This window comes from Streptomyces sp. NBC_00433 (genome assembly GCA_036015235.1).
Lineage (GTDB): Bacteria > Actinomycetota > Actinomycetes > Streptomycetales > Streptomycetaceae > Actinacidiphila.
In genome coordinates, this window is the sequence record CP107926.1 from 1,471,023 (window position 1) to 1,485,921 (window position 14,899).

At 69.3% G+C, this 14,899-nt stretch carries 12 protein-coding genes and 1 pseudogene; 4 read left to right on the forward strand and 9 right to left on the reverse strand.

Annotated elements, in window-relative coordinates; translation table 11 throughout:
- Positions 1-11: 11 nt before the first annotated feature.
- The 3 genes from OG900_05685 to OG900_05695 all read right to left on the reverse strand — a co-directional run bounded on the left by OG900_05685 (position 12) and on the right by OG900_05695 (position 3,119).
- The gene (locus OG900_05685; protein WUH89689.1) at positions 12-398 is read right to left on the reverse strand and encodes an HIT family protein; all 387 of its coding nucleotides are present in this window, start codon (positions 396-398) and stop codon (positions 12-14) included.
- Positions 370-1,674, reverse strand: coding sequence for a helix-turn-helix domain-containing protein (locus tag OG900_05690; GenBank protein ID WUH89690.1), 1,305 nt, complete (start codon positions 1,672-1,674; stop codon positions 370-372). Before OG900_05690 ends, OG900_05685 begins: the two co-directional genes overlap by 29 nt.
- Positions 1,675-2,474: 800 nt before the next feature.
- Positions 2,475-3,119, reverse strand: a complete 645-nt coding sequence (locus tag OG900_05695) for a hypothetical protein (GenBank protein ID WUH89691.1) — start codon at positions 3,117-3,119, stop codon at positions 2,475-2,477.
- Positions 3,120-3,297: 178 nt separating this feature from the next.
- On the opposite strand from OG900_05695, the gene OG900_05700 reads away from it, so the two are divergent.
- Positions 3,298-4,460, forward strand: a protein-coding gene (locus OG900_05700) for an IS3 family transposase (protein ID WUH89692.1) whose coding sequence is annotated in 2 segments (ribosomal slippage) — positions 3,298-3,582 and positions 3,585-4,460 — 1,161 coding nt in all. Because the reading frame shifts where the segments join, the coding sequence is not laid out codon by codon here.
- A gap of 1,155 nt (positions 4,461-5,615) precedes the next feature.
- Positions 5,616-6,915 (forward strand): annotated as a pseudogene (locus OG900_05705) (IS256 family transposase).
- Between the two features lie 115 nt (positions 6,916-7,030).
- Here OG900_05705 and OG900_05710 read toward each other — a convergent pair.
- The 4 genes from OG900_05710 to OG900_05725 form a co-directional block, all read right to left on the reverse strand.
- Positions 7,031-7,696, reverse strand: coding sequence for a hypothetical protein (locus tag OG900_05710; protein WUH89693.1), 666 nt, complete (start codon positions 7,694-7,696; stop codon positions 7,031-7,033).
- The gene (locus tag OG900_05715) at positions 7,693-8,700 is read right to left on the reverse strand and encodes a hypothetical protein (GenBank protein WUH89694.1); all 1,008 of its coding nucleotides are present in this window, start codon (positions 8,698-8,700) and stop codon (positions 7,693-7,695) included. The genes OG900_05710 and OG900_05715 overlap by 4 nt, the downstream gene beginning before the upstream one ends.
- Positions 8,701-8,946: 246 nt before the next feature.
- Entirely contained in the window at positions 8,947-10,185 is a 1,239-nt protein-coding gene (locus OG900_05720) for an IS256 family transposase (GenBank protein ID WUH89695.1), read from the reverse strand.
- Between the two features lie 196 nt (positions 10,186-10,381).
- Positions 10,382-10,762 carry a hypothetical protein gene (locus OG900_05725; GenBank protein ID WUH89696.1) on the reverse strand — a complete coding sequence of 127 codons (381 nt, stop codon included), beginning with the start codon at positions 10,760-10,762 and terminating at the stop codon, positions 10,382-10,384.
- A gap of 120 nt (positions 10,763-10,882) precedes the next feature.
- On the opposite strand from OG900_05725, the gene OG900_05730 reads away from it, so the two are divergent.
- Positions 10,883-11,335, forward strand: coding sequence for a DUF6188 family protein (locus tag OG900_05730; GenBank protein WUH89697.1), 453 nt, complete (start codon positions 10,883-10,885; stop codon positions 11,333-11,335).
- A gap of 281 nt (positions 11,336-11,616) precedes the next feature.
- Here the strand turns inward: OG900_05730 and OG900_05735 are convergent, their stop codons facing one another.
- Entirely contained in the window at positions 11,617-12,294 is a 678-nt protein-coding gene (locus tag OG900_05735; GenBank protein ID WUH89698.1) for a hypothetical protein, read from the reverse strand.
- Positions 12,295-12,759: 465 nt separating this feature from the next.
- On the opposite strand from OG900_05735, the gene OG900_05740 reads away from it, so the two are divergent.
- Entirely contained in the window at positions 12,760-14,685 is a 1,926-nt protein-coding gene (locus OG900_05740) for an ABC transporter ATP-binding protein/permease (GenBank protein ID WUH95629.1), read from the forward strand.
- Here OG900_05740 and OG900_05745 read toward each other — a convergent pair.
- Complete coding sequence (locus OG900_05745; GenBank protein ID WUH95630.1) at positions 14,591-14,851, reverse strand: NAD-dependent epimerase/dehydratase family protein; 261 nt, start codon at positions 14,849-14,851, stop codon at positions 14,591-14,593. The genes OG900_05740 and OG900_05745 overlap by 95 nt on opposite strands.
- Positions 14,852-14,899 lie beyond the last annotated feature (48 nt).

The following is a 14,899-nucleotide window of genomic DNA, read 5'->3' on the forward strand; positions in this document are numbered from 1 at the left end:
GCCCGTACGGGTCAGCGGGGCCCCGGGACCCAGGGCAGGGCCAGGCGGTCGCCGCCGCGCCGCGGGACGACGTGCAGGTGCAGGTGGAAGACGGTCTGCGTGGCCTCGACGCCGCAACTGGTGATGATGTTGCACGACGGATAGCGGCCGGCCAGCCGGGCCGCGTGGCGCATCGCCGCCGCCGCGACCTCCGGGGCGGCAGCCGCGTCCGGCACGTGGCTGCGCGGCACGACGAGGAGGTGCCCCTCCGTCACCGGGCGGCGCGGGGTGAGCGCGACGGCGTCCGGCCACCGCTCCACGACCGCGGGGTGGGCGGGGGTGCGCAGCAGCTCGCAGAAGGGGCAGCCGGCGGCCGGGTCGCCGGTCCCGTCAAGGCTGTCGTACGCTCCCGCGGTCATCGTGGCCCTCACCGTCGCCGTCGCTGCGGTCATTGTCGCCGACGAAGGCTCGCGCCGCGTCTTCGGTGTACGCGGCGCCGGCGCCGGGGCCGGGAAGCGCGCGTATCGCCTGCACCAGGTCGGTGGCGGGTCGGTGCCGGGGTGCGCGCTCCAACGCCAGTGCGAGCAGCCGCAGTTCAATGCGGGCCGTCGCGGAGTGCGTGGCCGAGGCTGCCCGCATCGACCGGCGGCCCAGTTCCACCGCCTCCTGGAGCTCGCCCCCGTCCGCCAGGGCCCTGGCGGCCCTGGCCCCGAACAGCGCGCGCATCCGGCGGCCCTCCACCCGGTGGGCGGGGCCGAGCCCGGAGTGCAGCAGCTCGGCGGCCAGCCGCGGCCGGCCCAGGTCCACCCAGCACCAGCCGGTCACGAGCTGCCCGGGGTCGCCCACGGCGGCCGACCCGAGGAGCATCGCGTCGGGCCGCTCGTCCGGCTGCGCAGACCAGAGTTCGCGGGCCCGCTCCAACGCCCGCATGGCGGCGACAGCTTCGCCGCGCATCGCATGGCCCTGGGCGGCGCGCTGGGCGGCGAACGCCCGGACGCGTACGCCGTAGCGGCGCTCGTGGTGCACCCGTTCGCACAGCTCGACCACGGTGTCGGCGCGGCCCGCGTACATCGCCAACTCGGCCTGCCGGACCCTGCTGTAGGCGCGCAGGTCGTGGAATCTGCCGATGGACGCGAGCCGGCCGGCCTCCGTGGTCCACCGCGCGGCCTCCGCGGCCTCGCCGCTCTCCTGGGCCATCCAGCCGGCGAACTCCGCTATGTGCGCGGCCAGGCGCAGCAGGGTGCGGTCGGGGGTCCGGCCGGCGAGGGCTGTCGCCCGCAGGGAGCGAGCCTGTTCGGCGACGCTGGGCAGGACGACATGCGCGGGCACCTGCCGGCCGAGCAGCCGCAGGTGCCAGGCGGCGGACGCGAAGCCCGCGGCGATCGCGGCGGAGTCGCGCGGGTCCGGCGCCCAGGGGGCGGGACCTGCGGGCCGGCCCCGGTCCGCCTCCTCCGGCCCGGTGTCCCGGGGCCTGGCGGCGGCCTCCTCGCCACTGCCCGGCAGCAGTGCCAGCAGCAGCCCCTGGGCGTCCAGCACGCGGTCGAACAGCCGGGCGACGCCGTGACCGGGCTGCCGCAGGCCGCGCTCGATCCGGCTGATGTGCGCTGGGCTGCACTGGGCCTCGCGGGCCAGCGTGCGCAGGGACATCCCGGCCGCCAGGCGGAGGCGGCGCAGCTCCTCCCCGAAGGCCGGCACCGGAGCGCCCTCACCGATTAGATGCGGTACCACTTGGCCGTCCCCCCCCGGGTCGGTGCCGCGACGGCATGAGATATCGTCAGATTACCCTATTCATGGCCACTATCGGGGGCATAATCGCCGGAGCCGGCCCGGCCGACTTTTTTCACAGCTACCCGAGTGTGATGATCTGAGAAATATCCGGCGACACCCTCAACACCTCGCTCGGGTCCCCTCATCAGCGGATTGAGGTGACCGCGAGGCCCCGCCGCAGCCTCGCGCCGAATGCGGGCGCGGCGGACCCAGGACGTCCGACCTCTGGCCCTGTCGCGCCAGCCGGGTAAGAACGCTGGGCGGGAGGCCAACTGCGCGTGTCCTCAGGCGAGTTGGTTACCCACGGTTTCCTCCGCATGAAGGAGAAAGGAGATACGTGTCCAGACGCCTTTCTCCACCGCTTGCCGCCGCCCACAGCAAGCCGGCACTCGCCAGCGCACCGCCGCGGCGGCCAGTGCCCAGGACGTGGACCAGGGCGTGCCGAACACCGCGCGGGTCTCGTGGATCGGGCACCCCAGCCAGACGCTCCAGCAGGTCAGGACGCTCGGCCGGCGTCACCGGCGCCTGATCACGGAGCTGGTCAAAGACAGGCAGGATCGGTGATGATGACGCAGCAGGCACGATCTTCCCAAACGGTCATGTGGCGTAGAGACCTACGTGATCTTGGGAAGACGTGCCTGACGGGTCATCAGGTTCGTGGGGCCGCCCGAGAATCCGGACGGCGGGCGACCACCCAAATGCGGTGGGGCCCTGGCCGGCCGGTGAGGTCACAGCCGCGGAAGCGCCACACCGGCACCGGGTTCACGACGTTCGATGAGCCAGTACACGTAGCCGCGCAGATAACGCTCCAGAGGGCCTCCAACGTGCGCGGCGAAGTCGTGAAGAGCTGGAAGGTCCTCGTGATCCTGGGCCCGCTCGCTGGCGGAACACCGCCCGATCTCGCTGTGTATCCACTCGCGGACCCGCGCCCGGCCAGCCCACCACTCCCGGACCGAATCCTCGCTCCAGCGGTCGTCGCCGTCCCACGCATACCCGCCCATGGGCTCTCCCCAAGCGACGTCGAGCAGCGTCTCCACCTCCGCGCGGGTTCGCGGCTGACGGTAGACGAACTCCATGCCCCATTCGCCGCCGCACAGGACCAGCCGAGGGGCGTAGACCGGACCGTTCACGCCGTCGTCGGTCACTCCGGTATAGAACGGGCCAGGGACGTTCAGCCAGTTCCGGTCCTCCCACCTTCCCTCTCCGATCGAGAGGTCACTCGAGCCGCCGCGCCAGCGCGTCACGATCTCTCGGGCCGTCGGAAGCGGATCCCAGTAGGCGCTCTCCATCCCGGTGTCATCGGCATCCACGGCCGCGAGCGTACCGGTGACAAGCACCGAGTCGGTCAAAGAACGGCCGCCATCGACCTGCACCGCAACGTCTGTTCCGTCAGCCCTCCAGAAGGCTGATATCGCTATGAATCGGACGCCCAGCGACTTCGCCGAGACCCTGCCTCGCCAGCACCCGCGCACGAACGGAAGAGGGTCTGGTGCACGATCGGGTGACGTCTGAACTGGCTTGCCCTGTGGGGCGGGTGGGAAGGATGTCGCTGTGCCCAAGCCTTATCCGGAAGAGTTCCGTCAGGACGTCGTGCGGGTCGCGAGGAACCGCGGCCCGGGCGTGACGGTCGAGCAGGTGGCCGCCGACTTCGGCGTGCACGCGATGACGCTGTTCAAGTGGATGCGCCACGCGGACATCGACGAGGGGACAAAGCCCGGAACTACCCGCCAGGAGAGTGCGGAGCTGCGGGAAGCACGGCGGCGGATCAAGCTGCTGGAACAGGAGAACGAGGTCCTTCGCCGGGCCGCGGCCTATCTGTCGCAGGCGAACCTGCCGGGAAAAGGATCTACCCGCTCGTGAAAGAGCTGGCCGCAGGCGGTACTCCCGTCACGGTCGCGTGCCGGGTCCTGAAGCTCTCCCGCCAGCCCTACTACCGCTGGCTGGACAAGCCAGTGGCCGATGCCGCGCTCGAGGAGGCGTATCGAGCGAACGCGTTGTTCGACGCCCACCGGGAGGATCCGGAGTTCGGCTATCGCTTCCTTGCCGACGAGGCCCGCGCCGGGGGAGCCGGTATGGCGGACCGGACCGCGTGGCGGATCTGCCGGGACAACCGCTGGTGGAGCGTGTTCGGCAAGAAGCGCGGCAGCGTCAAGAAGGCCGGACCGCCGGTCCACGACGACCTCGTCCGCCGCGACTTCACCGCGAGTGCGCCGAATCGGCTGTGGCTCACCGACATCACCGAACACGCCACGGGGGAAGGAAAGCTGTATCTCTGCGCAGTCAAGGACGTCTTCAGCAAGAGGATCGTGGGCTACTCCATCGACTCGCGGATGAAGTCGCGCCTGGCCGTCGCAGCCCTGGCCAATGCCGTTGCCCGACGCGAGAGCGTTGCCGGGTGCGTTCTGCACAGCGATCGCGGATCGCAATTTCGCTCCCGGAAATTCGTCCGGGCGCTGGACCGCCACCAGATCGTCGGCTCGATAGGGAGGGTCGGGGCGGCAGGCGACAACGCGGCCATGGAGTCCTTCTTCAGCCTGCTGCAGAAGAACGTCCTCGACCGCCGGCAGTGGGCCACCCGCCAGGAACTGCGGATCGCCATCGTGACCTGGATCGAAAGGACCTACCACCGGCGCCGCAGGCAAGCCTCCCTCGGCCGGCTCACACCCGTCGAGTACGAGACCGTCATGACCACACCGGCCCTCCAGGCCGCGTGAACGAACCTGTCACCCAACCCTGCACCAGACCCAGAGCCGTCCAAGGCCAGCTGACTTCCCGTGAGCGTGGCGGGCGTGTCACCGTTGATCTCCGGCGGGCTTCAACCCTCACGCTCTGCCGGTCGTGGCTCTTCTCGATCTCGCCTGCCCGTGCCGGCCGGGCGCGTCCGGGGACTTGGTGGGGTGGCAGATGGGGGCAGGGTGAAGGACATCGCGGTGCAGGCAGACAGCGACTTCGACGGCCGGTTGAAATAGCGCTCTCGCCATCTGATCCACAAGGCCCGCCGCCGCTCCCCCACCGCATACCGGTCGGCGTGCCGGCCCGCGACGGCGACCTCCTGCCAGCCGACCTGGCCATCGCCTCCACGGGGACCCGCCTGGTGCTGTGGTCACAGCAACTTCAAGCGCCGGTGAGGCCCGTGCTGCTCAGCCGCATCACCCGCGACCTGCTGCCTCCCGCCGCGCAACTGCTGCACCTGCTCGACCACGCCGGGGAACGCCCCTGGCACCCGTTCACCTGGACGCAAGGCTCTTCCGCACACCCCCTACACCCCGCGCGCCACCTTCCGAGGCACCATCCTGGCACCGCAGCGCTGGACCCTCCCCGACACCCTGACCCGGGCCGCTGCCCGGCGCGCGCCTGAGCTACTGGCTGCGCTACCGCACCGACGCGCTCGGGCCCCACCTGCGGGTACGCGCCCACACCACCACGGCGAGCCGGCTCCAAGTGCTTGACGCCCTGACCGGCTGGGCGGCCGAACTGCCCGACCAGGGCTTGGACACCAGCGGCGCCGGCATCTGCCACGGCACCGCCGGTGTCCTGCTGACCGCCGCCGCACACGGCAACGCACCCCTGGAACGCAAGGCAGCCGACGCCACACTCAACTCGCCGCCACCGGCGCCCAGAGCGGCAACCTGGGACTGCTCACCGGCAGCGCCGGCACGGCCCTGGCCCTCAGCAACCGCTCCAACCGCCCCCGCGACCAGGCGCACTGGTCGGCGCTGCTGCTCCTGACGTGAACGAACAAGCCGGCGACAGCCGGGGCCGTGCCACGGCGTTTCGGCCACACCAGTGTCAGACCCCCTTCCGGGTCCGCCAAGGGTCGATGCTGGGGTCTGTACGGTGACCGGTGTATCTCCTGATCAAGGAAGCACCTGATGAGCGACGTGATCGCCTCTGTCGAGGCGCATGAGGATGGACGCCCGGTCGAGCTGCCGGCGGATGTGGTGGACGAGCAGTTGATCGGGCAGCTGGTCGACCGGGCCCGTTCCGGCGGGCTGCAGTTGACCGGTGAGGGCGGGCTGCTGCAGCAGCTGACCAAGCGGGTGCTGGAGTCCGCCCTGGAGGGCGAGATCACCGACCACCTCGGCTACGAGAAGCACGACCCGGCCGGCGTCGGCAGCGGCAACAGCCGCAATGGTGTGCGGGCCAAGACCGTTCTGACCGAAGTCGGACCGGTCGAGATCGAGGTGCCCCGCGACCGGGAGGGCAGCTTCGAGCCGCAGATCGTCAAGAAGCGTCAGCGGCGGCTGACCGGCGTCGATGAGATGGTGCTGTCCTTGTCTGCCCGGGGCTTGACGCACGGCGATATCTCCGCGCACTTGGCCGAGGTTTACGGCGCCAGCGTTTCCAAGTCGACGATCTCGACGATCACCGACAAGGTCATGGACGGCATGGCCGAATGGCAGAACCGACCCCTCGACCCGGTCTACCCGGTCGTCTTTCATCGACTGCGTCCACGTGAAGGTGCGTGACGGGCAGGTCGCCAACCGGCCGATCTACGTCGCCCTCGCAGTCACCGTCGACGGCACCCGCGACATCCTCGGCCTGTGGGCCGGCGACGGCGGCGAGGGAGCCAAGTACTGGCTCCAGGTACTGACCGAGATCCGCAACCGCGGTGTCGAGGACGTGTGCATGGTCGTCTGCGATGGGCTGAAAGGCCTGCCCGACGCGATCGGGACGGTCTGGCCGCAGGCGATCACGCAAACCTGTGTCGTGCACCTCATGCGGGCCTCGTTCCGCTACGCGGCCCGCCAGGACTGGGACAATATCTCCCGCGCGCTCAAGCCGATCTACACCGCCCCGACCTCGGACGCGGCCGAGGAGAGGTTCCTGGAATTCCAGGAGGAATGGGGCACCAAATACCCCGCGATCGTGCGGCTCTGGTCGAACGCCTGGGCCGAGTTCGTGCCCTTCCTCCAGTTCGACGCGGAGATCCGCCGGGTCGTCTGCACCACCAACGCCATCGAGTCGGTCAACGCCCGCATACGCAAGGCCGTCCGCGCCCGCGGGCACTTCCCGAACGAGGCCGCAGCGCTGAAGTGCGTCTACATGGCCGTCATGAGCCTGGACCCCACCGGCCAGGGACGCAAACGCTGGACCATGCGATGGAAGCCCGCACTCCAGGCCTTCGACATCGCCTTCGACGGCCGACTCTCCATCGGCCGCCGCTAATCCACGCAAACCCATTTACACCAGTCGCTGGACAGACCCTGACTTAGCGCTGCAATTTGGCCCCTGTGGGCACCCGAACGCTCAGCGGCGGGACCGAGGGCTCGGCCTTCGGGAGTCAGTTGCCGGCCAGGCCCCATGCATCGAGCCCGCCGTAGATATGGGCCCTCAGGCAGTGGGGGGCGCTGAAGCCTGAGGCTTCGCCGCGGTAGATGGCGATGAGCGAGTCCTTGCCCCGCCACCAGGTGTCAGCGAGTCCCTGAACTTCGGGTACCGGCTCGAATCCGTCGAGGTTCAGGTCCTCGACGGCGCTGCCTTTGATCTTCGTGATGGTCTCGGCCCAGTAGCCCGCGTGGCTGGCCAGCGCCAGGGCTTCCACCCACCCCTTTGTGCTGGCGTGCAGCGGCGTCCAGTGGTCAGTGTCGATCCCGAACTCACCTCCTGGCCCGATCATGAACCCGTGGGCCATGGAGACGCGACAGCCGCCGGCCGGGAACCGCCATCCGTTCGCGGCCGAGCCCTCGGGGGCATCGGCTTCCAGAACGCGCGGGCCGCCCTCGTATTCGGGGGCCGGGGGCAGGGCGAGACCGCCCCAGAGCTCTTGAAAGGCGACAGCCCGGTCGATCTCGGCATCCGGAATCCCTTGCTGGAGCCATGCCTCCCGAAAGGGCTTGAGGTCGCGGTGTGGAACACGCAGCCCGTGTCCCTCGACGAAGTACCGAGCTCGCCGGCTCAAGCCTTCAGGCGCCTGTGGAATCAGCGGTACTCGGGGGTCTGCCGTCACGGTTGCTGCCCCTCGTATGGAGATGCTGGTACGGCCAGGTGCGGCGGTGCCGACGGCTGCGGAGCGCTGGACCAACGGACGGGGTCGCCGCCGGGGCCGTCGGTGAGCCAGGAACCGTCGCCCAGGGGTACCAGCTCGTACGGGTTGCTCGCCTCGACGGTGAACTCGCCGCTGAGGGTGCCCGTGCGTACGTCGACCAGGTGGTAGCGGAACCACTCCTCCTCGTCCTGACTCTCACCGCCCAGGGTGACGATGGCCGTGTCCTCGGTCAGGTAGCCACCGCTCCATTCCACGAAGGACTCCTCCGGGTCGTAACCGAAGGCTTCGACGGGGAGGGTGAAGAGCACGTCCCCGTTGGGGTGGTCGTGGAAGGCGACGTCCGCCTGCCCGTGGTCCACGGTCATGAACTGGTGCCCGGACGGAGCCAGGTCGATCAGGCAGCGGTCCTGCCACGGGTACGTCACGAACTTCGGCTCGCTGCCCGCCCCGCCCGTGCCCCGGAGAATGACGGAGCCGTCCTGGCCCTCACCGATGTCGATGTAGATGCTGCCGTCCACGGGATGCAGGTGGTGGAAGGCGCCGTGCCCGACCGTCCCCAGTTCCCGGCGGGCGACAACCACACCGCTCTCGGCGTCGTGCACGACCCACTGGTCCCCGCCCCCGCGTCCCGCCATCGCGTCCGGCCGGTAGACCCACACCGTCCGGCCGTCCAGAGACAGCGCACAGCCAGGCTGGTGGCCATGGCGTACGTCAGAGTGCGGTTCGAAGTCCGAGGCCCACATGAGGTCGCCGGCACGCGTGAGGCAGACGACTCCGTTCAGCGTCGTATACACGACCCGCTCCAAATCCTGCCGGACCACCGACGCTACGACCTCCTCACCATCCCGCGGCTGGAAAACCGCTGCGGGCTCCAGCGTCCCGTAGACGCCGGCCCCCACGACGTAGGCGTGGATCCGCCCGTCGCGGAGACGCGTGATGACCTTCGGCGACGACTCAGGAATCATCCGCTGAGGCTAACGCCAGCTCAGGAACCTCAAGAGCCGGGGCGGCGTGGTCCCGAGTTGGGTAGGCGCTAGCTGTAACGCCCAGGGGCCAACGAGAGCACTAAGTCTCAACAACTGTGACTGGCCGAGATAGGTGTCACCCGGAGCAGCCCGCGACCTGCGCTTTCACTTCACCCTGGCCGTGATGACTGGGTCACGTCCGCTGGAGTGGTGTATCGACGGCCACTCGGCGATCTTGTTTTGAGGCTATGCGGTGAGTTCGGTGGGCAGGGCGGTCTCGTCGGTTTCTGACCCGATCGAGTGGAGGCGGGCTTTGGCGAGCAGGTCGAGCCCCATGTAGCGGCGGGCTTCGGTCCATTCGTCGTTCTGCTCGGCCAGGACTGCGCCGACCAGGCGGATGAGTGCGGTGCGGTCGGGGAAGATCCCGACGACGTCGGTGCGGCGGCGGATCTCCTTGTTCAGGCGCTCCTGCGGGTTGTTCGACCAGATCTGCCGCCAGATCTCGCGGGGGAAGGCGGTGAAGGCCAGCAGGTCATGCTGGGCGGTGTCCAGGTGTGCGGCGGCCTTGGGGAACTTCGCCTCCAAGGCGTTCAGCACGTGCGTCATCTGGGCTTTCACCGCATCGGTGTCGGGTTGTTCGAAGACCGTCCGCAGCAGGGTGGCCACCCAGGGCTGGGCGGATTTCGGCACTTGGGAGAGCAGGTTGCGGGCGTAGTGGGTGCGGCAGCGCTGCCAGGACGCGCCGGGCAGGACCGCCCCGATCGCATTGACCAGGCCGGTGTGGGCGTCGGAGACGACGAGCTGGACTCCGCTCAGGCCGCGGGCGGTCAGCGAGCGCAGGAACGCCAGCCAGCCGGCGCCGTCTTCTGCGGTGGCGACGTCGATGCCGAGGATCTCGCGGTGCCCGTCGGCGTTGACTCCGACCGCGACGAGGGCGTGGACGTTGACGGTCCGGCCCTGCTCGCGGACCTTCTGGGTGAGGGCGTCGACCCAGACGAAGGCGTACGGGCCTGCGTCCAGGGGCCGGTTGCGGAACGCGGTGACTTGCTCGTCCAGGTGCTTGGACATGGCGCTGACCTGGGATTTCGACAGCTGGGTGACGCCGAGGGACTGGGCGAGTTTCTCGACACGGCGGGTTGAGACGCCGAGGAGGTAGGCGGTGGCGACCACGGAGATGAGGGCTTGTTCGGCCCTGCGGCGCCGTTCCAGCAGCCAGTGCGGGAAGTAGCTGCCTTGCCGCAGCTTGGGGATCGCGAGTTCGACGGTGCCGGCGCGGGTGTCCCACTCCCGCGGGCGATAACCGTTGCGGTGGTTGACGCGCTCGTCGCTGGCCTGCCCGTACTCGGCGTTGCAGAGCGCGTCGGCCTCCGCCGACATCAGCGCGTCGGCGAACGTCTTGATCATCGCGCGCAGCAGGTCAGGACTCGCCGAGGCCAAGTTCTCCTCGGTCAGGGCGTGCAGGGGCAGACTGTCATGTGCGGTCATCGTGCTGATCTCCTTCGAGGCTTAGACACTTCGAAGATCAGCCGGTGGCCGTCTCTCTATGCGGGCACCAACCCGGACGCCGGGACAAACCCCCGGATCAGGTCCAACCCGCTACACCACTTCCAAGGACGCAACCGATGACTGTCACCGGCTGGTCGGGATGGTTGTCACTTTCCTCACTCAGTCGCGACGGTTGTCACCAGATCCACATCGCTCGCGCGTCGGTCTGACCTCTCTCGTCAACGCCGACTAGATGGGCCGCCTCGGGACCCACGCGCGAAGCCTGGTCCAGCGGGATGGCAAAGCGGTGTTCTCCGAAATCCACCGCGAGGAGCCGATCCGGAAGCAGCTCGTAGTCGTCGGCGGTCTTGCCGATGAAGGATCGCATGAGCTCCAGAGATCCCTGCGCAGGAAAGTGCCATCCGCGGCAGCTATACAGGCCGAAGGGGTTGCTCAGTGCCCGCAAGACCGGTCCGTCGAAGTGCAGCTCGACGTAGTCGCGCACGAAGCAGACGGCGCTCACCTCCCGACCCAGAAGCAGCCGGAGGGGGTCACTCGAGTCGTCGACGATAGTCACGGGCTCATGCTGCCAGACGCTCCTGCTCCAGCAGGCCCGACCTCCTCCGCCCTTTAGCGAAGGCCGAATCCGCAGTGACCGTCCGTCGCCCTTGGCTGGGCCGTGCACCATGGTGGGGTGATGAGCACCGAAGCAGAGCCGGTCGAACACGATGACCGGTGGATCTTGAATCTCCGAGGACAGGGCGTTGCTGGGATCACTGTCGACTACCGCCTCACGCTGGCCCTCAACGAGGGTTGGGAAGTCGTACTCGAAACGCCCGCTCGGCTCTCATCCGGGCCGGCCCACACCAATCCCGGCGTGCTTCTGGTGCCGGAGACTCAGGACGTGGCCGCCGCCCTCCCGCTCTTCGGGACGAAGGTCGTCTCTGCGGTCGCCTTCAAGTCCGGCACGCTCCGGATGGCGTTCGAGAATGGCATGCATCTGACATGTCCAACCGATGCGGCGTTCGAGGCGTGGCAGATCACAGGACCTGAAGGATGGCGGTTCGTGTCCATGCCGGGAGGCGACCTCGGCGTCTGGTCCGCCTCCGCGGCGAATGAGAATCCGCAAGGTCGGTCTGCAGAGCATTGACAATCTGCCAGCTGGAGTGCGACGGGACGGACAGTCGCGGCTCACCAGGTGAGCCGGGACACGATAGTTGGAACACGCAGGACACGACGACCTGGCTGTTCTGGGCGCGTGTGCCACGCTGCCTGGAACTGGCTGGCCATGATTCATGGAACCAAGCGGTCAATTGCCATTCTCGTTGGAACCGCTTCGGGCGTCTCGCCTCCGGTGATCTGGTCACGTCGCAGATGACATGGTCCGGCCGGACCACGTCGGTTGAGGCAGAGGTTCTGTCCTGCCCTCGGTCAGTACAGGTGCTCCGCTTCGGCCGCGCGGGCCCGAAGGGCGCCGGCCTGCTCGTGTTCGCCACGGGCTTCGAGGATCTCTGCCCGGTACTTCATGGCGTACGCGTCACCCAGGTCCCCGGCGATCGTGAAGGCGCGGAGGGCCTCCGAGGTGTAGCCGCGCGAGCCGAAGGCGACACCGACCGAGGTGATCGGAAAGGCCAGGTCCTGGGAGTAGATCCGCGGTACCCAGCGCTCGATCGTCGGCCGGTCGTCGCGCTCGAAGGCCAGCCTGACCAGGCCGAGCATGGCATCGACATCGCCGCAGTCGGCGGCCTGCTCCCAGACGAGCCGTGCCTGGTCCCGGTTCCCGGCCGTCCAGTGCAGCGTGCCGAGATTGAACCCGGCAGCAACATTCCCGGCTTCCCAGGACTTGGCGTACCAGTGCAGCGCCCCGACCTGATCACCCGCCGCGTGCAACGCCGTCCCGTAGTTGGACATCGCCACCGGCAGGCCCCGCTCTGCGGCCGCCCGGACCGCCGCCAAGGACTCGGGAGCGACCCGCCCGTCGGTTCCGTGTTCGATCTCGGGTCCAACAGCCGCAGCGTCATCGGTCCCCTCGTCCGGCGAACCCGTCAGTGGCCCAGAGAGCAGACCACCGTCCTCGCCCGCGCGCAGGTGAAGGCGGCGAAATCTCATGCGAGCGATCTTCCCAGATACATCCGCCAGCACTCAGCCCGACCTGGTCCCAACAGGCGTGGCCAGGTTCCAACTGACGTGTCCCGGCTCACCAGGCCGCTCCCACCCTGCCGCGCCAGGTGACAGATAGCTCGACCAAGTGACAACTATCTTGACCAATCACAACAACACAGCGTTACGGAAGCAAGATCCGCCAAGTACTGCGCTCGTCCGCCAAGTAAAAATCTCGGTCACAGATGCACCGCACACGCTCACACCACCGCGGAATTCCGGGGCGCACAGCACGGCCGAAAGACATGTGTTCGAAATCGTGGTGGCGTCGTTGAACTCCACATCGCTGCCTGGCACATCGGGAGGGACACGTTGAACTCTGCACGATCAGCACCCACCGCCGAAGCCGGCTCTCCTCCGGCAGGGAGCGGGGAGACGATCTCCGCCGCAGAGCAGGAGCTGTACGGGGGCCAGTTGCGCTACGACCAGTCCTACGTCCGCCACGCGGGCCCCCTGACCCGCCTCGGGTTCGGGCACATGGCCGCCGCGCTGCCCCGCATGGTGGCCATGGTGCTGCGCACCGGCTGGCAGAGCGACCCACGCGCGCTGGCAGGGGTGGTGGCCGCGCAGCTCGGGCAGGGCGTGGCGTCCGGGTGGGGGCTGGTGGCGGTCAACAGCGTGCTCACCCAGTTGTTCGCGGACGGCCCGACCGCGGACAGGCTGCGCCAGTCCCTGCCGTCGCTTTCGGTCCTCGCGGTCACCGCGGTGGCGACCGCGCTGCTGATGGCCTGGTCGACGGCGATGTCCGGGCGGTTGGAGCCTCAGGTGGAGCGGGCGGTGTCCTCCCGGTACTACCGGGCCGTCACCGATGTCGAGGTGGAGGCCACGGAGCGGCCCGAGGTTCAGCGCATCCTGGAGGCCGGCCGCTTCGGGACCGACTCCGCCCGGAACATGCTCCGGCTGTCGGTCGGGGTCGGCAACGTGGTCATCGGCATGGCCGCGGCAGCGGCGGTGCTGGTGTCGCTGCACTGGGCGCTGCTGCCGATGCTGCTGGCCATCGCGCTGCCCCGAGGGTGGGGGGCGGTCCGCTCGGCCCGCCGCGAGTACCTCTCGCGCCTGCACTGGGTCGACCACCGCAGGGCGATCGCCTCCCTGCTGGCCTACCTGACCCGCCCGCACGCGGCCGGAGAGCTGCGCGTGCACGCCGCGGGGGTCAAGCTCCTTTCCAGCTTCGAGGAGATGTCCCGGCAGACCGAGGCGGAGCAGCGGCGCCTGGCCCGAGCGCAGGCGACGACGGATCTCGTCGCGGGCGGCTTCGCGGGCCTGGCGTCGCTGGGCTGCTACGGCGTCCTGTGGTGGCTGCTGGCCTCGGGCGGACTGCCGCTGGCGGTCGGCGGAACCGCCGTAGTCGCCATCCGCACCTCCACCGCCCGGCTGACGTCCCTGGTGCAGCAGGTCAACCGGCTCTATGAGGAGCTACTGTTCCTCACCGACACCGAGGACGCCATCGAGATCGCAGCCCGGCACGCGATCCCCCGCACCGGTGCCCCCCTGCCCTGCCCGGTGCGCGCGGTGCGGACCGAGAACCTGTCGTTCACCTATCCCGGAGCCGACTCGCCCGCCGTGGACGGGGTGAGCGTGGAGATCCGGCGAGGCGCGGTGACAGCCCTGGTCGGCGTGAACGGATCGGGCAAGACGACCTTGACGAAACTGCTGTCCGGACTGCTGCTGCCCGCCGAGGGCAACGTGTGGTGGGAGGGCGAGGACGGCAGGCGCGTCGATGTCAGGGACGCCGACCGCAGCGAGGTGTTCGCCGCGGTCGGGGTGCTGGCGCAGGACTTCCCGCGCTGGGAGATGACCGCCGCCGCGAACGTGGCGATCGGCGCCGGCGACCGCCCGCGGGACATGGCCGCGGTCCGCCGCGCAGCCGAGGCCGCAGGCGTGCTGGATCTGATCGAGGCGCTCCCGCACGGCTGGGACTCGATCGTCTTCAAGGGCTACGAGCGCGGCGTCCAGCTGTCGGGCGGGCAGTGGCAAAAGCTCGGCACGGCGCGCACCTTTTACCGCGACGCTCCGGTGCTCCTGGTCGACGAGCCGACCTCGGCCCTCGACCCGCACGCGGAGATCGCCGCCTTCCAGGGCCTGTGGTCGCTGGCACGGGAGGGCCACGCGGTCGTCCTGGTCACCCACCGCCTGGCCGCCACCATGCACGCCGACCACATCTACGTCCTGGCCGACGGCCAGCTGGTCGAGGACGGCTCCCACACGCAGCTGATGCAACGCGAGGGCGTGTACCAGCAGATGTTCACCGCCCAGGCCGCCCAGTACGGGCTCGGTGGCGACGACCTGCTGCCCGGCCCCCGCACGAGGACACCCACTGATCCGCAGGAGGCACGGTGAACAGCGGCGCCCGGTCACAGGCAGGTCCCCGCAGCCGCCGCGCCCCCTCGCGTCTGCCGATACGAGAGGGCGACCTCACCGAGCCACGTACCGCGTATCCGCGCCGCAGCAGCTCGGCTGCGATGTGACCACCGATGAGCCCCGACACGCCTGTGACCAGCACCATGTCCGTCATACCCACTGCAGACCGGTGCTGGACGTGCTCGAGGTCGCG